At 65.2% G+C, this 18,937-nt stretch carries 18 protein-coding genes; 15 read left to right on the forward strand and 3 right to left on the reverse strand.

What is annotated here, in order from left to right:
- Position 1: 1 nt before the first annotated feature.
- Positions 2–616 (forward strand): cob(I)yrinic acid a,c-diamide adenosyltransferase, encoded by a 615-nt coding sequence (gene cobO, locus GPJ75_RS08630; RefSeq protein ID WP_163267158.1) that lies wholly within the window; start codon positions 2–4, stop codon positions 614–616.
- Positions 617–633: 17 nt separating this feature from the next.
- On the opposite strand, the gene cbiB is transcribed toward cobO, so the two are convergent.
- Positions 634–1,602: an adenosylcobinamide-phosphate synthase CbiB gene (gene cbiB, locus GPJ75_RS08635; RefSeq protein ID WP_163267160.1), complete on the reverse strand. Its 969-nt coding sequence runs from the start codon at positions 1,600–1,602 to the stop codon at positions 634–636.
- Here cbiB and cobD point away from each other — a divergent pair.
- Together cobD and GPJ75_RS08645 are read left to right on the forward strand one after the other, a co-directional pair.
- Positions 1,601–2,647, forward strand: coding sequence for a threonine-phosphate decarboxylase CobD (gene cobD / locus GPJ75_RS08640; RefSeq protein WP_163267162.1), 1,047 nt, complete (start codon positions 1,601–1,603; stop codon positions 2,645–2,647). The genes cbiB and cobD overlap by 2 nt on opposite strands.
- On the forward strand, positions 2,644–3,150 hold the full coding sequence (locus GPJ75_RS08645; protein ID WP_163267164.1) for a tyrosine phosphatase family protein: 507 nt from the start codon (positions 2,644–2,646) through the stop codon (positions 3,148–3,150). The genes cobD and GPJ75_RS08645 overlap by 4 nt, the downstream gene beginning before the upstream one ends.
- A 51-nt stretch (positions 3,151–3,201) precedes the next feature.
- On the opposite strand, the gene GPJ75_RS08650 is transcribed toward GPJ75_RS08645, so the two are convergent.
- Positions 3,202–3,894 carry a TetR/AcrR family transcriptional regulator gene (locus GPJ75_RS08650; RefSeq protein ID WP_163267167.1) on the reverse strand — a complete coding sequence of 231 codons (693 nt, stop codon included), beginning with the start codon at positions 3,892–3,894 and terminating at the stop codon, positions 3,202–3,204.
- A 242-nt stretch (positions 3,895–4,136) separates the two neighbouring features.
- Here GPJ75_RS08650 and GPJ75_RS08655 point away from each other — a divergent pair, with 242 nt between their 5' ends.
- The 11 genes from GPJ75_RS08655 (at position 4,137) to GPJ75_RS08705 (ending at position 17,015) form a co-directional block, all read left to right on the forward strand.
- Positions 4,137–4,715, forward strand: a complete 579-nt coding sequence (locus GPJ75_RS08655; RefSeq protein WP_163267738.1) for a transglycosylase SLT domain-containing protein — start codon at positions 4,137–4,139, stop codon at positions 4,713–4,715.
- A 179-nt stretch (positions 4,716–4,894) separates the two neighbouring features.
- On the forward strand, positions 4,895–6,172 hold the full coding sequence (locus GPJ75_RS08660; RefSeq protein WP_163267169.1) for an ABC transporter substrate-binding protein: 1,278 nt from the start codon (positions 4,895–4,897) through the stop codon (positions 6,170–6,172).
- Between the two features lie 77 nt (positions 6,173–6,249).
- A complete protein-coding gene (locus tag GPJ75_RS08665; RefSeq protein ID WP_163267171.1) occupies positions 6,250–7,281 on the forward strand; it encodes a carbohydrate ABC transporter permease in 1,032 nt (343 codons plus the stop codon).
- Positions 7,278–8,330, forward strand: a complete 1,053-nt coding sequence (locus GPJ75_RS08670; RefSeq protein ID WP_163267173.1) for a carbohydrate ABC transporter permease — start codon at positions 7,278–7,280, stop codon at positions 8,328–8,330. Before GPJ75_RS08665 ends, GPJ75_RS08670 begins: the two co-directional genes overlap by 4 nt.
- A 10-nt stretch (positions 8,331–8,340) precedes the next feature.
- Positions 8,341–9,438, forward strand: a complete 1,098-nt coding sequence (locus GPJ75_RS08675) for an ABC transporter ATP-binding protein (RefSeq protein WP_163267175.1) — start codon at positions 8,341–8,343, stop codon at positions 9,436–9,438.
- An 88-nt stretch (positions 9,439–9,526) separates the two neighbouring features.
- On the forward strand, positions 9,527–10,666 hold the full coding sequence (locus tag GPJ75_RS08680) for an anhydro-N-acetylmuramic acid kinase (RefSeq protein WP_163267177.1): 1,140 nt from the start codon (positions 9,527–9,529) through the stop codon (positions 10,664–10,666).
- Positions 10,667–10,890: 224 nt separating this feature from the next.
- Positions 10,891–12,153, forward strand: coding sequence for an ABC transporter substrate-binding protein (locus GPJ75_RS08685; RefSeq protein WP_163267179.1), 1,263 nt, complete (start codon positions 10,891–10,893; stop codon positions 12,151–12,153).
- A gap of 105 nt (positions 12,154–12,258) precedes the next feature.
- Entirely contained in the window at positions 12,259–13,134 is an 876-nt protein-coding gene (locus tag GPJ75_RS08690; RefSeq protein WP_163267181.1) for a carbohydrate ABC transporter permease, read from the forward strand.
- Positions 13,131–14,018, forward strand: a complete 888-nt coding sequence (locus GPJ75_RS08695) for a carbohydrate ABC transporter permease (RefSeq protein ID WP_205602496.1) — start codon at positions 13,131–13,133, stop codon at positions 14,016–14,018. The genes GPJ75_RS08690 and GPJ75_RS08695 overlap by 4 nt, the downstream gene beginning before the upstream one ends.
- Positions 14,019–14,047: 29 nt before the next feature.
- A complete protein-coding gene (locus GPJ75_RS08700) occupies positions 14,048–15,124 on the forward strand; it encodes a LacI family DNA-binding transcriptional regulator (protein WP_163267183.1) in 1,077 nt (358 codons plus the stop codon).
- The gene (locus tag GPJ75_RS08705) at positions 15,117–17,015 is read left to right on the forward strand and encodes a glycoside hydrolase family 127 protein (protein ID WP_163267185.1); all 1,899 of its coding nucleotides are present in this window, start codon (positions 15,117–15,119) and stop codon (positions 17,013–17,015) included. The genes GPJ75_RS08700 and GPJ75_RS08705 overlap by 8 nt, the downstream gene beginning before the upstream one ends.
- Positions 17,016–17,084: 69 nt before the next feature.
- On the opposite strand, the gene GPJ75_RS08710 is transcribed toward GPJ75_RS08705, so the two are convergent.
- Positions 17,085–17,486: a c-type cytochrome gene (locus GPJ75_RS08710; protein WP_163267187.1), complete on the reverse strand. Its 402-nt coding sequence runs from the start codon at positions 17,484–17,486 to the stop codon at positions 17,085–17,087.
- A gap of 594 nt (positions 17,487–18,080) precedes the next feature.
- On the opposite strand from GPJ75_RS08710, the gene coxB reads away from it, so the two are divergent.
- The gene (coxB, locus tag GPJ75_RS08715; RefSeq protein WP_163267189.1) at positions 18,081–18,908 is read left to right on the forward strand and encodes a cytochrome c oxidase subunit II; all 828 of its coding nucleotides are present in this window, start codon (positions 18,081–18,083) and stop codon (positions 18,906–18,908) included.
- Positions 18,909–18,937: the final 29 nt, after the last annotated feature.

The following is an 18,937-nucleotide window of genomic DNA, read 5'->3' on the forward strand; positions in this document are numbered from 1 at the left end:
CATGCGCGAGATCGAAGACCGTGAAGCCGAACGCCATAAGGCCAAGATGGCCAAACGCAAGGCCGTGCAGGATGCCGAGGTGGCGGACAAAAACGTCGAAAAGGGTCTCCTGATCGTCAATACAGGCCCCGGCAAGGGCAAGTCCACCGCCGCCTTCGGCCTGGCGCTCCGTATGCTCGGCCACGGCCGGCGCGTCGGCATCGTGCAGTTCATCAAGGGCGCCTGGCATACCGGCGAGAAGGACGCGCTCAAGCGCTTCGGCGATCAGGTGGAGTGGCATTCGATGGGCGAAGGCTTCACCTGGGAAACGCAGGATCTCAAGCGTGACATCGCGGCCGCGAAGCGGGCGTGGCAGAAGGCGCTGGAACTGATGGCGGAGCCCTCTTTCGGCCTCGTCATCCTCGACGAGCTCAACATCGCGCTGCGCTACGACTATCTCGATCTGGACGCGGTGGTGGCGGCACTCAAGGGGCGAAGAGCGGGTCTCCACGTGGTGGTGACCGGCCGCAACGCCAAGCCCCAACTCGTCGAAGCCGCCGATCTGGTGACCGAGATGGGACAGGTGAAGCACCACTTCTCCGCCGGCGTGAAGGCGCAGAAGGGTGTCGAGTTCTAGCCACCCCCACAGGCTCATCAGCCATGCAGGAAGAGAAGCCCCGCCACGACGCCCAAGAGCGCGATCAGAATTGCATCGGCAGCCCAATAGAGGCGCAGCGCGCGGCGGATGTCGGCTGCCATGGCCTCGCGCCGCCCGCCCTCACCCATCAGCGCGTCGTCGACCAGCACACCACCATAGTTGCGCGGCCCCGCGAGTGCCAGCCCCAGCGCACCGGCCATGGCGGCCTCCGGCCACCCGGCGTTGGGCGAACGGTGCCGCCCCGCGTCGTGCCGCACGGCGCTCCACGCCTTCGCCGGAGAACCCGCCCCCGTAACCCACGCCGCTGCCACGATCAGCAGTGCCGACAGACGCGAAGCGGGCAAGTTTACAAGGTCGTCGAAGCGCGCCGCCGCCCAGCCAAAGGCCTCGTGCCGCGGCGTGCGATGGCCGATCATGCTGTCGGCGGTGTTGACGGCCTTGTAGGAGAGCACGCCCGGCAGCCCAAAAACCGCCAGCCAGAAAGCCGGCGCCACCACGCCGTCGGAGAAGTTTTCGGCAAGGCTCTCGATGGCCGCGCGGGAGACACCTGCCTCATCAAGCACCGCAGTGTCGCGGCCGACGATCATCGAGACTGCCTGGCGCCCGGCTTCCAGCCCCCCGGTCTCGAGCGCCGATGCAACGGCCGCAACGTGCGAGGCAAGGCTGCGCTGGGCGATGAGCGAACTGGCCAAGAGCGCAGTGACAAGGAGGCCGGCACCGGCGCCCAGCAGCGATTGCAGCGCCCACCCAACCCCACCCGCGACCGCCACCAGGACGCAGAGAGCCACCACGCCACCGGCACGGCGGCTTCGCAACCTCCAATCCTGCCGGTTGAGCGTCCGGTCGAGAATGCCGATCAGCCGGCCCACCCACGTTACCGGATGGCCGACCGCTCGAAACAGGCGATCCGGATAACCGAGCGCCAGTTCGATCACGAGCGACAGGAAGGCTAGAAGAACGAACATGGCATTGCTGAAGGACGATCCCGCAAAGGAAGTGACCGATCACGGCGGCAGTCTTTTGCGCGCGGAGGCGCTTTTCCCCGGCGCACCGAAGCCCTGGCTCGATCTTTCCACGGGCATCAATCCGCATCCCTATCCGCTTTCAGATATATCCGCCAGCGCCTTCCAGCGCCTGCCGGAGCAAGCGCAGCTGCAAGCCCTCGTGGATGCCGCCGCCGAAGCCTACGGCGCGCCTGACGCTATGAACGTCGTCGCCGCACCTGGCACGCAGATCCTTCTGCCTTTGGTGGCGGGCCTCATCGCCGGGGGCAAGGCGGCCGTGCTGTCGCCCACCTATGCCGAGCACAGGCGCGCTTCTGCCATTGCCGGGCACGATGTGGCCGAGGTCTCCGATTTCACGGCACTCTACGACGCTGACCTCGCCGTCGTCGTCAACCCGAACAATCCCGACGGCCGGATCATCACGCGCACCGAGCTCCTGTATCTGGCCGCGCATATGCGGGCGAAGGGCGGCCTTCTGGTGGTCGACGAGGCCTTCATGGATGTCGGGCCGCGCACGGAGGCACTCGACGGCGACCTTGAGGCCGGCGCCTTTGTCGTTCTGCGCTCCTTCGGCAAGTTCTTCGGGCTCGCCGGCATCAGGCTCGGCTTTGCCCTTGCCGCCCAGCCCATCGCCGACATCCTGCGAGCCCGCCTCGGCCCCTGGGCGGTCAGCGGGCCGGCGCTTAAAATCGGCCAGCGCGCCCTTGCCGATCTCCCATGGCAGGCGGAAATGCGCGAGCGCCTCGCCCGGCAAGCATTGGATCTCGATACGCTGCTGGCTGAAAACGGCCTCGCCGCTGCCGGCGGCACGCCGCTCTTCCGTTTCCTGCGGACGGTTCAGGCGGCAAGCCTCTTCCGGTCGCTCGGTGAGGATGGGATCCTGGTGCGCAATTTCCGTGCTGATCCACACGCACTGCGTATAGGATTGCCGGGAGGGGACGGAGAATTCGACCGGCTGGCGCAATCGCTCCACCGCTGGCGGAAAGCCGCAGGACAACAGCAATGATCCACGTCACGCCCCTTTCCCAGCTTGCAGCAACGCTGGAAGCGACCAACGCGACCCATCTCATCTCGCTTCTTTCCCTTGAGGCCGAGCCTCCGCGGCCCGCCCATCTCGACCCGTCCTGCTGCCTGCACATCGCCATGCACGATATTGTCGAGGAAATGCCGGGGCTGGTCGCGCCGTCGCGGGCGCATGTTGAAACGCTCCTCGACTTCGCCCATTCCTGGGACCGCACGGCGCCGATGGTGGTGCATTGCCATGCCGGTATCAGCCGCTCGACAGCCGCCGCCTATTCCATCGCCGCTGCACTCCAGCCCGACCATGACGAGATGGAGCTTGCCCGGGAACTCCGCCGCCGCGCGCCGTCCGCCACGCCCAACATCCGCATCGTCTCCTTCGCCGACCAGATCCTTGGCCGGCGCGGCCGCATGGTCGAAGCAATCCGCGCCATCGGCCGGGGTGCGGAAGCCTACGAGGGAACGCCTTTCCTCTTGGATATCCGTTGATGGACGCCGATGCCGGTCAGGCGCCCGCCGCAATCGAGGCTTGAAGGGGGGCTATTCCTGCGGTGGCGCCCAGCGTTTGCGGGCATAAAGCTCGACCATCCACCCGGCCTCCCGGGCGATGGCATCGACGTTGGAGGCCGGGCCTTCCGTCGCCATCTCGTCGGCCGCCAAAATAGCCTCGGCGATCAGATGCGCGGCAATTTCGAGTTCCTCCTCCGGCGCCGCGTGCACCCCCCGTCCGCGCAGGCCGTCGCGGATAATAGCGGCGAGCCGCGTCCGAAACGTCATACGGATGTCGCGCAGCATCGGCACGGCGCGCATGGCCCGCATGATCCAGATCCCCCCGGGCCTGCCCTGCGTGATCTTGTTCAGCTGCTTCAGAACCTCGGCGATCTCGCCCGCCGCCTCGGGAAAAGCCTCATCGGCATCCGCCCGCTCCTGCCACAACCCTTCCACCGCTTCCAGCTGCGCCGTCGTCAACCGGCGGGCAAGTTCCGCAAGGATGGCGTATTTGTTGGGAAACCAGCGGTAAAGCGCCGGTGGCGTCATCCCCGCCCGTTCGCAGATCATGTTGGTCGAAAGCCGCTCGACCCCCACCTCACCCAGCAGCCAGCCAGTCACGTCGAGAATGGTCTCGAACGTGCTTTTCGCGCGCTTCTGCGACGGTTGCAGCTTGGCCTCGAGCTGCGTGGCTTTGCGAACAGGCGCACGACGGCGACTTGATCGCTTCCGTGGCGTTTTCAATATCTTCTCACCCCCAAGCGCATTACACCCCGTGCAATGCACAACCCTGCGTGGATGGATGTCATTTTTACCATCCCTATGCAAGCGCTAGATGCCTGCACGGGATGCCTGTGCGATCGGCAAAAGCCCGGTACCCACCGCTTCCGTCACCCAGGTGCCTATCCGCGTGTCGGCCTCTTCCAGCCGATTCCGGTGCCGCGGTTAGAAATTGTTAGAATTTTACGGGTTATGGCCAGCGCATGATGCGTGCCATAATGATCGCCGTTGTGCTTCTGGCGCTTGGCGGCTGTGCCTCCACGCCAGGAAACATCAACAATCTCTGTTCCGTGTTCGACCAGAAGGATGGTTGGTTCGGCGGCTGGTATAGCGACGCCAAACGCGCCGAGCGCCAGTACGGCGTGCCGGTTCCCGTGCTGATGGCAACCATCCGCACCGAGTCCGGCTTCAAGGCCAATGCCAGGCCCCCGCGTAAAAAGCTGCTCGGCTTCGTTCCCTGGAAGCGCCCCTCCAGCGCCTATGGCTACTCCCAGGCCCTCGACGGCACCTGGGATCGCTATCGGCGCGAAACCGGCAGGCGGGGCGCCCGCCGTGGTGATTTCGCCGACGCGGTGGACTTCGTCGGCTGGTACCACCGCCAGAGCCACCACAAGAACGGCATCGCGCTCGACGACACCTACAATCTCTATCTGGCATACTACGCCGGTCACGCCGGCTACTCCCGCGGCGCCTGGCGCAACAACGCACACATGAAGAAAGCCGCCGGCAGGGCGGCCGCCAAGGCGAACGACTACGCCTACCAGATGCAACGCTGCGGACGGTAGGCGCGGCCGCATTCGAAAGCCGCGGTCACCTTCACATCCAATCGAGGGGGCATTCGCCCCTTTTCACCACCCCTTCCCGCCTTGGGCAGGTGGACGACGGGGTGCGAAGAGGGCAACATGCAAACGGACACATACACAGGACCCGGTAAAGAGGTAGTCGGGAAAGGGAGGAGATTTCGATGTTGAGGAAGACGACCCTGGCGGCCGCGCTTGCCGCGGCGGCATCGTTCAGTGCCGTAGCCTACGCGCAGGACCCCGTAGAGCTTCGCTTCATGTGGTACTCCGACGGCAACGAAGGCGATGTCATGGCCGATCTTCTGTCCCGGTTCGAGGAGGAGAACCCGGACATCAAGGTCGTGCTCGACAACGTCGCCTACGCCGTCATCCGCGACCAGCTTCCCGTGCAGTTGGAGGCGGGCCAGGGACCGGATCTGGCGCGCGTCACCACGCTGAAGGACCTTGCCCCGCACTGGCTCGACCTGCGCGACCTCGTTGAGGACCCCTCCTATTGGGAGGAGAATTTCGGCAATTATCTCGACTGGATGCGGCCGCAAGGCAGCGACATGATCCCTGGCTATATGACGCAACTCACCGTCACCGGGCCCTTCGTCAACCGCACGCTTTTCGAGCAGGCGGGCGTGGAGCTGCCGGGCGAGGACGCCACCTGGGACGAATGGGCCGAAGCGGTCAAGAAGGTCGCCGAGGACCAGGACATCCCGATCCCGCTCGCCATGGACCGCTCCGGCCACCGCTTCACCGGGCCGGCCATCTCCATGGGAGCAGGGTTCATCGGCGAGGACGGCATGCCGGCAGTCATCGACGACGGTTTCAAAGCCATGGCCGAGCGGATCGCCCAGTGGCACGAGGACGGCACCATGTCGCCGGAGATCTGGGGCAGCGTGTCGGGCACGACCTATCGCGGCGCCAACGAGGAGTTCGCCAACGCCGAAGTCGTCATGTACTACTCCGGCTCCTGGCAGATCGGCCAGTTCGCCGAAACCATCGGCGACGCCTTCGACTGGGCAGCCGTTCCGAACCCCTGCGGCCCGGCGGCCTGCACCGGCCTTCCCGGCGGCGCCGGTGTGGTCGGCATCAAGTACACGGAGCATCCCGAAGAGGTCGCCCGCCTCATGGACTGGCTGGCGAGCGAGCCGGTGCTGAAAGAGTTTTACGAGCGCACGCTCTTCCTGCCCGGCCATGCAGGGCTCACCGAAGCCGGTCTGGACTACCAGTCCGATAATCCGAACGTGAAGGAATCGCTCGATACCTTCGTCGGCGCTGTCGGCAACCTTGCGCCGCTCGCCAATCGCATGCCGGCCTGGGAGTGGGCGAACGTCACCTACTTCGCCATCATCGGCCGCCTCGGCCAGGTGGTCGCCGGCGAGCTTTCGCTGGAGGATGCGTATAGCCGCATCGAGGATGACATCGCGCAACAGATCGAGGAGGCGCAGCGGTAAGGACGGCCGGGTGTATCGAGGCGTGATCGCGGTTTGGCCCCCTCTCCTGCAGGTTCGGCCTGGGCCCCCTTGAAGCTATGACAGTCGAAACGCGCCAAGGGATCGCCGGCGGCGGGCATTTTGCCAGTTTGCTGCTCGCACCCCTCCGCTGGGCGATGAACCTCATAGACCGCCCGATGAGCTTTGTGCAGCGGCGCTTTGGGCTCGGCGGCGTGGCGGCCACGTTTCTCGCGCCCAATATGCTTGTCTTCGGCATCTTCGTGCTGTTCCCGATGACGCTCAACGTCGCCTACTCCTTCACCGGCGGCGGAGCGCTGTTCCTCAACAACCGGGTTTTCGTCGGTACGCTGCAATACGAGACGCTGCTTGCCTGCCGCGATTTTCTCGACGCCGCCTCCTGCCGCGAGGATCGCTTCTGGCGCGCCGTCGGCAACACCGGCTTTTTCGTCGTCGTGCAGGTGACCGCACTTGTGCTGGTCTCGCTTGCCACGGCCCTCGTGCTCAACCGCGAGATGCGGGCGCGCGGCTTCTGGCGCGCTGTCTTCTTCTTCCCCGTGCTCCTGTCGCCGGTGGTCGTGGCGCTGATCTGGAAGTGGATCCTGCAGAGGAACGGCCTCCTGAATGCTGCCCTTTTAGAGCTGGGCTTCGAGCCGGTCCTGTGGCTGGTCAACCGCGGCTGGGCGATGTTCTGGGCCATTTTCCTGTCCATCTGGGCGCATCTCGGCTTCTACACGCTCATTCTGCTCGCCGGCCTGCAGGCGATCCCGCGCGACCTCTACGAGGCGGCCGAGATGGACGGCGCGCCGCGCTGGCGGGTGCTCACCCGCATCACGCTGCCGCTTCTGTGGCCCAACATGGTCGTCGTCATTCTGCTGGCGCTGATCCGCGCCGTGCAGGTCTTCGACGAGGTCTTTGTGCTCACCGGCGGCGGCCCCGGCACGGCGACCCTCTTCCTGGTCCAGTACATCTACGAGACCGGCCTTGCCCAGCAGGTGCGCAATCTGGGGCTGGCCTCCGCCGCCTCCATCCTCATGGCCGTCGTGCTGATCGTGCTGACGCTGATCCAGCTTCTTGCCTCGGCCTGGCGCGAGCGGAAGGAGCAGCGATGAGCGGGATTGCCACCTTCCTCACCCGCCGGCGCGGTGGCGCTTCCTGGCACTTCACCGACGTGCTGGCCTGGATCTGGCTTGTGGCCGGGCTTCTGCTGATGTTCGGGCCGGTCGTCTGGCTCGGCCTTTCCTCCTTCAAGACCCGCGCGGCCTTGAGCGAGTTCCCGCCGACGCTGCTGCCCTACGAGACGGCGATGGTGCACGTCGAAGGCTTCGACGAGCCGCTGCCGCTCTACCGGGTGATGATGGAGGACGGCGAGGAGCGCCTGCTGGTTCAGGTCCGCCGCATCGGCACGGTGGCGCAAATGGCGGATCCGGAAGCGCCCGAGGAGATCATCCGCGTGCCGCTTGCCGCCCGCCAGCCGGTGCGCGAGATCAAGCTTGCGACGGAAAACTATTCGACCCCGTTCAAGCGCTACAACTTCCTGCGCTATTTCTACAACTCCGTCTTCGTGACGGTGGTGGCGACGATCATCACGCTCATCTTCAACTCCATGGCCGCCTTCGCGCTGTCCAAATACGAGTTCAAGGGCCGCACGGCCGTGCTCGCCATCATCCTTGCCACGCTGATGGTGCCGCTTTCGGTGATCATCATCCCGCTGTTCTCGGTCATCAACGGGCTCAACCTCTTCAACAGCCTGTGGGGCGTGATCCTGCCCACGGTGGCCACCCCCACCGGCGTCTTCCTTCTGCGCCAATACATGCTGACCATCCCCGATGAGCTATTGGAGGCCGCTCGCATGGATCATGCCTCCGAATGGAAGATCTACTGGCGCATCGTCCTGCCGCTCGCCATGCCGGCGGTGGCCGTGCTTGCCATCTTCTCGGTCATGTGGCGGTGGAACGACTTTCTCTGGCCGCTGATCGTGCTGTCCGACCAGGAGCTCTACACCCTGCAGGTGGGCCTCAACTCCTTCCAGGGCGAACTTAACGTGCAATGGCACTACGTCCTGGCGATGACGGTGGTCAGCATGCTGCCGGTCGTGGTGATCTTCGCCTTCCTGCAGCGCTTCATCACCTCCGGTATCGCATCGACGGGCATCAAATAGGCCGCGGCACATGAGCCATCTCGAACTGAAAAACGTCAGCAAGTCCTTCGGCCCGGTCGGCGTGCTCCACCACGTCGACATCGAGGTGAAGGATAGGGAGTTCGTCGTCTTCGTCGGCCCGTCCGGCTGTGGCAAGTCCACGCTGCTGCGCATCATCGCCGGCCTGGAGAAGGCGACCTCGGGCGACGTGGTGCTCGACGGCGAGGTGGTGAACCATCTGGCGGCCGCCGACCGCGGGCTTGCCATGGTGTTCCAGTCCTACGCGCTCTATCCGCATATGAGCGTGCGCCAGAACCTCTCCTTCGGGCTGGAGAACACGAAGACGCCGCGGGACAAGATCGAGGCGCGCGTCGCCGAAATCGCCCGCATGCTGAGGATCGAGGAGCTTCTGGAGCGCAAGCCGCGGCAGCTCTCCGGCGGCCAGCGCCAGCGCGTGGCCATCGGCCGTGCCATGGTGCGCCGGCCGGGCGTCTTCCTGCTAGACGAGCCTTTGTCGAACCTCGACGCAGAGCTGCGCGTGACGATGCGCGCCGAGCTCGCCGCGCTCCACAAGCGGCTCGACGCCACCATGATCTACGTTACCCACGACCAGACGGAAGCCATGACCCTGGCAGACCGCATCGTCGTCCTGCGCGACGGGCGGGTGGAGCAGATCGGCACACCGCTCGAACTCTACAACCGCCCGGCCAACCGTTTCGTCGCCGGCTTCATCGGCGCCCCGCACATGAACTTCCTGGAAGGCCGCTTTGCGGGCGGCGAAGCGGGCGCCGCCCGCATCGAGCTCGACGGCGGGCACATGCTGTCGCTGCGCATTCCGGTGCGCCCCGAGGGCGAGCCCATCACCATCGGCGTACGGCCGCACCACATAGAGACGCAAGGCGGGCAGGCACGCATCCCCGCCACGGTGACCCTGGTCGAGGCCCTCGGCCCGGAGACCGTCATCCATGCCGAGGCGGAAGGCCAGCCGCGCATCGTCGCAGCGCTTGCGGGGCAGCGGGCGATCACCAGCGGCGACACGGTTTCGCTTGCCCTCGACGAGCGGTTTCTTCATGCCTTCGATGCCGATGGCAGGCGTGTGACGGAGGGTGAGGTGGCTGAAGAGATGTGAGTGGGTTACCCCCACCACCGCATCGCTCCCGATAGGGAAAGCCGCTAAGCTCCTCGCCAAAATCTCGCACAAAAGGAGAAACGGACAGATGCAGCCAGTGTGGGCCATCGGCCTGATGACCGGAACCGTTCTCGACGGCAACATCGACATCGCGGCGATCAAGACGGATGGCGAACGGATCGAGGCGTTCGGGCCGTGGGCGCTCGCGCCCTACCCCGCCGGAATGCGCGAATTGCTGGCCGAAACGCTGCAAGCCGCCCGTGCGTGGGGCTTCGAGGGACCGGAGCCGGCGATCTTCCGCGAGGCGGAGATCGTGCTCAGCGAGGCGCAGGCTCATGCAGTGAAGGCGTTTCTGGAAGAGCACGGCTTTCAGCCCGCCGACATCGCGGCGGTGGGCTTTCACGGGCAGACCGTTCTGCATGTTGCGCCGGAGGGCGGCAGGCCCGGGCGGACACGGCAATTGGGGGACGGCGCGCGGATGGCGGCGATCGTCGGCACCGACGTGGTCTACGATTTCCGCTCCGCCGACGTGGCGGTCGGCGGCCATGGGGCACCGCTTGCGCCGATCTACCACAAGGCAATGCTCGAGAAGATCGGCGCGGGGCCCGATACCGCCATCCTCAACCTCGGCGGCGTGGCGAACATCACCTGGTGCGACGGCGAGCGGCTGGTCGCCTTCGACACCGGACCGGCCAGCGCCCCGCTCAACGACTGGATCGCCCGGCACGATGCAGGCGCCATGGACCGGGACGGAAAAATCGCCGCCGGCGGCACGGTGGACGAGGAGCGGCTGCGGGCGCTCCTGGAGCATCCGTTCCTTGCCGCCCCCTTTCCGAAGTCGCTTGACCGGTTCGACTTTCCAGCCGCGATGGCCGACGGGCTCACGCTTGCCGATGGCGCGGCAACGCTGACGGCCTTCACCGCCGGCGCCGTCGGCAAGGCGCTCGACCTGTTGCCGCGGAGGCCCGAGCGGCTCGTCGTTTGCGGCGGCGGCCGCAGGAACCCGCTCATGATGCGGGAGATCGGCAGGCGGGCCGGCGTGGAGGCGCTCCCAGCGGAGAGCGTTGGCCTGCGCGGCGACGCGGTGGAGGCGGAGTGCTTTGCCTATCTGGCGGTCCGCTCCCTGCGCGGGCTGCCATACAGTTTTCCACAGACGACCGGCGTGCGCGCGCCGCAGTCCGGCGGCGTTCTGGCGCCGGCGGCGCCAGTCAGCACCGGCTCCACCTGAACAGTCCCCTTTCAAGGGGCCTCCCAGCCCTTGTGGAAACACTTCCGGAAAAGCCTCGCCAGGTCCCTTGCAATCGGCCTTGTCTCATGCCACCTTCATAAAAGGAAAAGGTTTTCCTAATTGGCGATATCAGCGGGAGGAGCCGCGGCCAGCGGAAGGGGAACCAGTTCCTGCCGCGGAGCATGGCGGGCTCCGTGGCCGGTTCCGCGATATGGGAGGAAATCATGAGAATGTTGAACGCCCGGCGTGTCGGGGCTGCCCTGCTGGCCACGGCGACGGCCGCCTTTATGACCGGCACGGTCTTCGCCCAGGAGATGACCATGTGGGTGCGCGACGGCACCGCGGCCAATGCCGGCAAGGTGCTCGTCGACCTTTGGAACGAGAGCCGCCCGGACAACCGCATCGAGCTGACCGTCATCCCCAATCTGCAGATGGTGACCAAGCTCGCCACCAGCATCGCCGCCGGCGAACCGCCGGACCTGATCTCGCTCGATCTCATCTACATGCCGGACTTCATGAAGGCAGACTCGCTCGTCGACATCTCCGACGAGGCTGCCGAAAACCCCAACTTCGACAAGGTGATCGACGCCTACAAAGACATTTCCTCCTACGAGGGCCGCACCTATGGTACCGGCTTCGCGCCGGACGTCTCGGTCATCGCCTGGAACAAAGACCTGTTCCGTAAGGCCGGCCTCGACCCGGAGAAGCCGCCGCGCACGATCTACGAAATTCACGAGATGGCGAAGAAGATCGCCGCCCTTGGCGACGACACCTACGGCTTCTACTTCGCCGGCTCCTGCCCGGGCTGCAACATCTTCGTCACCTCGCCTTTGATGGTCGCCGGCGGCGCCAAGATACTGCCGCGCGACGGCGAGGATACCGCGCTCGAGGGTGAAGCGGTCAAGGAGGTGCTTCAGGTCTACCGCGACATGTGGACCGAGGGCCTGGTGCCGGAGAGCGCGGAGACCGACAACGGGGCGAATTTCGTCTCCGGCTTCACCAACGGCAATGTCGGCATCGCCGGCACGGGCGGCTTCGTCATTCCTTTGATGGAGTCGGACTTCCCCGACCTCGATTACGGCGTAGCCCTGCTGCCGGGCCTTGAGGAAGGCCAGGTCTCGGGCTTTGTGGGCGGCGACACCATCGCCATACCGCGCGGCTCCAAGAACGAGGAACTGGCGCGCGAGTTCATCAATTGGGTGCTCACCGACGAGGCCCAGTTGGAAGGGCTGGCCAAGAACGGCATCCTGCCCGTGCGCGCCGATCTCGCCACCGACAACAAGTATTTCGCGAACCAGCCGAAGGTGCAGGTGACGGCGGAAGCGCTCAAGGTGGGCTATGTGCCGTGGGTCTTCCATTTCGCCGACATGGTGAATTCGGACGCAAGCCCCTGGATCAACATGCTGCAGCGCGCGGTGTTCGACGGCGAGATCGACGAGGCCATCGAGGAAGCGCGCGAGAGGATGATCGAGATCGCGGGAGAGTAGCAGAGCATCCGCTTGGGAGGTGTTCGGCGAAAGCAGGAAACACACCGATACCGGCGCCCCGTGGCGCCGGCATCAAAGAGTTTGAGAACACAAGAACCGGGACCAATGTACGCCAACTCCAGCAGATATGTCGGGCTCCTGTTCATGACGCCGGCCCTCCTGTTCGTGGCCGTGTTCGTGCTCTATCCGCTGGCGCATCTCGTCTATACGTCCATGACCGACGCCTCGCTGCTCGGCGGCGGCGAGTTCGTAGGGCTGGAGAATTACGTCAAGGCCTTCTCCGACAGGGGCTTCTGGCGCTCGCTCTGGTTCACGGTCAGCTACACGCTCTACATCACGCCGGTGCTGATGGGGCTGGGCTTCCTCGCCGCGCTTCTGACCACCGAAAACACCCGGCTCAAGCAGGTCACGCGCGGCGCGATCTTTCTGCCTGTGGTCATCGGCCTTGCCACCTCAAGCTTCATCTGGCTGTGGCTGTTCGACCAGCAGGTGGGCCTGTTCAACAGGCTCTTGGTCGATTTCGGCATCCTCGACAAGCCGCTGGTGTGGTTCCGCAAGGCCGACCTTGGCCAGCTTGCCGTCATCATCTCGGTGACGTGGAAGATCGTCGGCTTCGGCATGATCCTGATGGTCGCCGGCATCCAGTCCATCGGTGACGACCTTATCGAGGCGGCGATGATCGACGGCGCCAGCTACTGGCAACGCGTGCGCCGCATCATCCTGCCGCTCGCCGCCCGCAGCATCCTGCTGGCGACGCTCATCAGCGCCATCGGCTCGATGCTCGCCTTCGACCAGTTCTACATCATGACCGGCGGCGCGCCGCGCGGGCAGACCTTCACCTCGGTCTACTGGATTTACCAGAACTCGTTCGTCTACTTCAAACTTGGCTACGGCAGCGCGCTGTCGCTCATCCTGATGGTGATCATCATGGCGGGTGCGGCTGTCCAGATCGCGCTGACCAGCCGGAAAGGATCTTCGTGAGCGACATCCCCCTCGAAAGAGGCGCTGTCAGCGTCTCCACCCGCAGGGTCGGCACCAGGTTGCCGGCGCGGGTGATCGTGGCTCTGATCTGCTGGCTGGTGATCGCCATCATGGCCTGGCCGCTGGTGATGTCCTTCCTCGCCTCCTTCAAGCCGGAGGCGGAGGTGACCGCCGTGCCGCCGGACTACCTGCCGCATTCCTTCAGCCTGCAAAGCTATCTGAAGGTCTACGGATACCAGGCCGGCCTCCCCACCTACCTGTTCAACTCCTTCATGGTGGCCTTCCTGACCATCGTCTTCTGCCTCGCCCTTGCCGTGCCAGCGGGCTATGGGCTGGCGCGCTTCCATGTGCCGTTCAAGGAGGTGCTGTTCCTCGTCCTGCTCGCCAGCATGATGATCCCCTATCAGGCGCTTTTGACCCCGCTCTTCCTGATGTTCACCAAGCTGGGACTGACCAACAACCATGTCGGCCTGGCGATCATCCATACGATCCTGCAACTGCCCTTCAGCGTCTACGTGATGCGCAACGCCTTCGAGGGCATCCCGCGCGAACTGGAGGAAGCGGCGATCGTCGACGGGTGCAGCCCCTTGCAGATCCTCGGCCGCATCTTCATGCCGCTGGCGATGCCCGGCATGGTAACGGTCTCGCTGTTCGCCTTCATCATGAGCTGGAATGAGTTCCTCGCCGCCCTCATCTTCATGAGCAAGGAGACCGCCTTCACGCTGCCGGTGCTGCTCACCGGCGTGATCGACAGCTTCTACGGCTCCGTCTCCTGGGGCCCGCTGCAGGCGGGCGTCGTCGTCTCCGTCATCCCCTGCATCGCCATCTACTTCCTCCTGCAGCGCTACTACGTCTCCGGTTTCCTGAGCGGCGCGGTGAAATAGGCGCCGCAATGGGAGATCGAGCCAAACCCATGGACCGCGACCCGGAAGACGGCCGCCAGCAGCGCCGGGAGGGCCCCACTATCCGCGACGTGGCGCGCATGGCCAACGTCAGCATCGGCACGGTCTCCAAGGCGCTCAACAACAACGGCAGCCTGAAGGCCGAGACGCGGGAGCGCATCGTCGCCGCGGCCAACGCGCTCGGCTTCCGCCCCAACAGCCTGGCCCAGAGCCTGCACCGGCGGCACAGCTTTACCGTCGGGCTGATCTCCAACGACAGCTTCGGCCGCTTCACCATGCCGATCGCCGAGGGCCTGGAGGCCTGCCTGGCGGACCGGCAGATCGCCGTCTTCATGTGCAACGCCACCGACGATCCGGAGCGCGAACGCCAGCATGTGGAGCAGCTTCTGGGAAAGCGGGTCGATGGCGTTGTGGTCACCGCGCGCCGCGCCGACCGCCGGCCGGGGCTCGACGGCGCGCTGCGCGGGCTGCCGGTCATCTATGTGTTCTCCCAGTCTGACGACCCCGATGCCGTGTGCCTGCTGCCGGACGACGAGGGCGGTGCACGCACGGCGGTCGAGCATCTGATCGGGCTCGGGCGCAAGCGCATCGCCCACATCACCGGGCCGGAGCGCTTCGAGGCCGTGCGCCTGCGCCGCGACGGATATCGCCAGGCGCTGGCGGCAGCGGGGCTTGCGGAAGGCGAAGGCTACTACCTGAGCGGCGAATGGTCGGAGAAATGGGGCTACGACGCGGCAGCGCAGCTCTTCGCCCCCGGCCGCCAGCCGCCGGACGCGCTTTTCTGCGGCAACGACCAGATCGCCCGCGGCGCCGCCGACGCGCTGCGCGAGCGCGGTATTGCCGTGCCCGAGGACGTCGCCATCGTCGGCTTCGACAACTGGAACGTGATGACCGAAGCAAGCCGCCCGCCGCTCACCAGCGTCGACCTCAATCTCCGCGCGCTCGGCCGTGAAGCCGGCCGCCGCCTGATCGCCATGATCGACGGTGCACCGATGCGGGGCGTCAGCCGGCTGCCGTGCACGCTGGTGATCCGCCAATCCTGCGGCGCTAGAACCGACACTCAAACGGGAACGGAAGACCATGCGTAAATACACACCGGCCAGATTCACGGATGTCAAACTCACCGGCACCTTCTGGCGCGAGCGGCTCGACACGGTGCTCGCGCGCACCGTGCCCAGTCAGCACCGCCAGTTGGCCGCGCATGGCATCCTTGAATCGCTGAAGCTGCCGAAGCCCGTGCCCCCCGTCTCCATCCCGCCCAACCGGCACAATTTCACCACGCAGATCTTCTGGGATTCCGATGTCGGCAAGTGGATCGAGGTGGCAAGCTATGCGCTCGCCCACAAGCGCGATGCCGAGATCGAGGCGCGGATCGACGCCATCGTCGAGGATCTGGCCAAGGCCCAGCTTCCCGACGGTTACCTGAGCTGCTGGTACATCCAGCGCGAATTGGAGAACCGCTGGACCAACCTCAGGGACAATCACGAGCTCTACAATGCCGGCCATCTGCTGGAGGGCGCCATCGCCTACTACCAGGCGACCGGCCGCCGCCGCTTCCTCGATATCATGGAGCGCTATCTCGACCACATATCCGATGTCTTCGGCACCGGCCCCGGCCAGAAGCGCGGCTACCCCGGCCACCCGGAGATCGAGCTGGCGCTGGTCAAGCTCTATCATCTCACAGGCGACAAGCGCCGCCTCGACCTTGCCGCCTACTTCGTCAACGAGCGGGGGGCAGAGCCTAACTATTTCGACATCGAGGCCGAAGCGCGCGGCGACAACCACTACTGGGCGGGAACGCACGAATACTCCCAGTCGCACAAGCCGGTGCGCGAGCAGGACAAGGCCGTCGGCCACGCCGTGCGCGCCATGTATCTCTATACGGCCATGGCCGATCTCGCCGCCGAGCTCGACGACGCGGCGCTGAAAAAGGCTTGCGAGCGGTTGTGGGAGGACATCACCACCAAGCGGATGTACGTGACCGCCGGCGTCGGCCCCTCCGCCCATAACGAGGGCTTCACCAAGGATTACGACCTGCCAAACGACACGGCCTACGCGGAGACCTGCGCCTCCGTCGCCCTCATCCTGTGGGCGCAGCGCATGCTCAACCTCGACCTCGAAGGTAAGTACGCCGACACGCTCGAACTCGCCCTCTTCAACGGCGCCCTGACGGGACTGAGCCGCGACGGCGAGCACTATTTCTACGACAATCCGCTGGAAAGCGACGGCAGCCACACGCGCTGGACCTGGCACCCCTGCCCGTGCTGCACCATGAACGCCTCGCGCCTGATCGCCTCCGTCAGCGGCTATTTCTATGCCACCAGCGCGGACTCCCTCATCGTGCATCTTTACGGCGGCACCGAGACCACACTCGATGTCGCGGGCACCAGGGTCGGCGTCGTGGAGGAAAGCGACTATCCCTGGTCCGGCGCTGTCTCCATCACGCTCACTCCCGAAGCCGAGGCCGAATTCGGTCTCAAGCTGCGCATCCCCGGCTGGGCGCGCGGCGCGCGGGCAAAGGTGAACGGCGAGACGGTCGATGTCTCGGCGGGTACCGTCAACGGCTATTTAGATATCCGCCGGCGCTGGGCCAAGGGCGACCGCGTCGAACTCGACCTGCCCATGCAGCCCGAACGCGTCTACGCCAACCCGCAGGTTACCGCAGATTTCGGGCGCGTGGCGCTGAAGCGCGGACCCCTGGTCTATTGCCTGGAGCATGCCGACAACCCCGACATCCCCGTCCGGCAGACACGCCTGCCACGCAGCGCCGAGGTGCGGGCAGTGGCACGGGAAGACCTTTTCGACGGCGTGACGCTGCTCACCGCCGAGGGAAAGGCCATCGGCAGCGACTGGCACGACACCCTTTACCGCACCGACCCGCCCGAGGAACGACCGGCAACACTGACAGCCATTCCGTATTTCCTATGGAACAATCGCGGACCCGGTCCGATGCAGGTGTGGGTCGGGGACGAAGCATAGACGGCAGCGCCGTGCGTTCCTTTGGACGCACGGCGGGGAGATACCGGCACCACGCGGTGTCCCCTTGCCTCAAGGCTTGGGGTCGGCCTGCAGATAGGCAATCACGTTGGCGAGATCCTCATCGTTCTTGAGGCCGGCGAAAGCCATTTTGCCTTGCGGGACGACTGCCTTCGGATCACGCAGATATTCAGTCAGGTTCTCCTCGTTCCAGACGAGTCCTTCCTCGCCCAGCTCTTTCATGTTCGGGGAGTAGCGCGACTGGTACGATTCCAGCGTGCCGGCGGTACGGCCGACGACGCCGAGCAGGGACGGGCCGACCTTGTTCCTGTCCGTCTCTGCCTCGTGGCAGGCTCGGCACTTGTTGAACACCGTCTTTCCGGCGGCCGGGTCGCCCTCTTGGGCCAGTGCCGGAATCGGGGCCAGCACGGCGATGGCAAGGCCAATCCGAACGCATTGGGATATCGATTTCATGAGGAACCTCCTCCCTCTCGCTCGCCGGCACGCATCCAGCGGCGCAATCGCCTCCCCATGCGTTTATCCTGTTGCCCCTCCCCGGCCCCAACAATGGGCAAATTGTCGCAGGCTCCTGTGACATAAGGCCGCGAATCCGGCAACCGAGCGGCGCCGCCCGCCGCATCAGACGGGAATGAGGCCGAAGCCGATCAACAGCAGTATCACCACAGAAAGCGCGACCAAGAACGAGGTTTTGGCGTCCATCGCACGACCTCCCGGACGGAATCGAAGGCATCTCGGCAGCATCCGAACATGCCGGCTTGCCTAACTTTCCACAGGTTACAGAAGAACAACCGCCGGCGCTAGCATTGTGCAGCAGCGTGTTCGACGTGCGGTCTCTAAAAAGCATGAGAAGACGCAAGTTAAGCCAAGTCAGCCGGCAAGGCGTCAACAGAAAAAGCCGAAGAAAGCGCTGTTGCCCAGGGCGTCGAAATCTTCCAACCAATCACAGGTGCGCTGGCCGCCTCTGGATATTCGCGACCGTTTCAGGCTAATATGCCGCCGGCTTCCTGAGGAAGGAGAGGTTCTCCAGGAGGCCGGGAGGGACGGAGAATGGCCGTCGCATTGATACTCGTTCTTGTGGTCCTGGGCTCGATATTGTTCCATATCTTGAGCCCATGGTGGTGGACGCCCATCGCGTCCAACTGGGGCTATATCGACGATACGCTCATCATCACCTTCTGGATTACAGGAGCCGTCTTTAGCGCGGTGATCCTGTTCATGGCCTACTGCGTCTTCCGTTTCCGCCACAAGGAGGGCGCCAAGGCGGCCTACCAGCCCGAGAGCAAGCGGCTGGAATGGTGGCTCACCGTGGTGACGGCGGTGGGCGTTGCGGCGATGCTGGCGCCGGGCCTTTACGTCTGGTCGCAGTTCGTCACCGTACCCGACGACGCTACCGAGGTCGAGGTGGTCGGCCAGCAATGGCAATGGAACTTCCGGCTACCCGGTGAGGACGGCAAGCTCGGCAAGTCCGACAACCGGCTTGTCACTTTCGAGAACCCGCTGGGCATCGATCCGGAAGATCCTGCCGGTCAGGACGACATCGTCATCGAAGCGGCCGACCTGCACCTGCCCATCGACAAGCCGGTGAAGATGCTGCTGCGCTCGATCGACGTGCTGCATGATTTCTACGTGCCCGAGTTCCGCGCCAAGATGGACATGGTGCCGGGCATGGTCACCTATTTCTGGTTCACTCCGACGAAGACGGGCACATTCGAGGCGCTTTGCGCCGAGCTGTGCGGCTCGGGCCACGCCTATATGCGCGGCATCGTCATGGTGGACAGCGAAGAGGACTACCAGGCTTGGCTTGAAGGGCAGTCGACCTTCGCCGAGTTGACGGACGCCCGCCAGGTAGGCGCGGCGGAGGGGGCCGGGCCTTGAGACGGGAGACGGCTTAACAGCATGCTCCG

Source organism: Chelativorans alearensis, assembly GCF_010993735.1.
GTDB classification, from domain to species: domain Bacteria; phylum Pseudomonadota; class Alphaproteobacteria; order Rhizobiales; family Rhizobiaceae; genus Chelativorans; species Chelativorans alearense.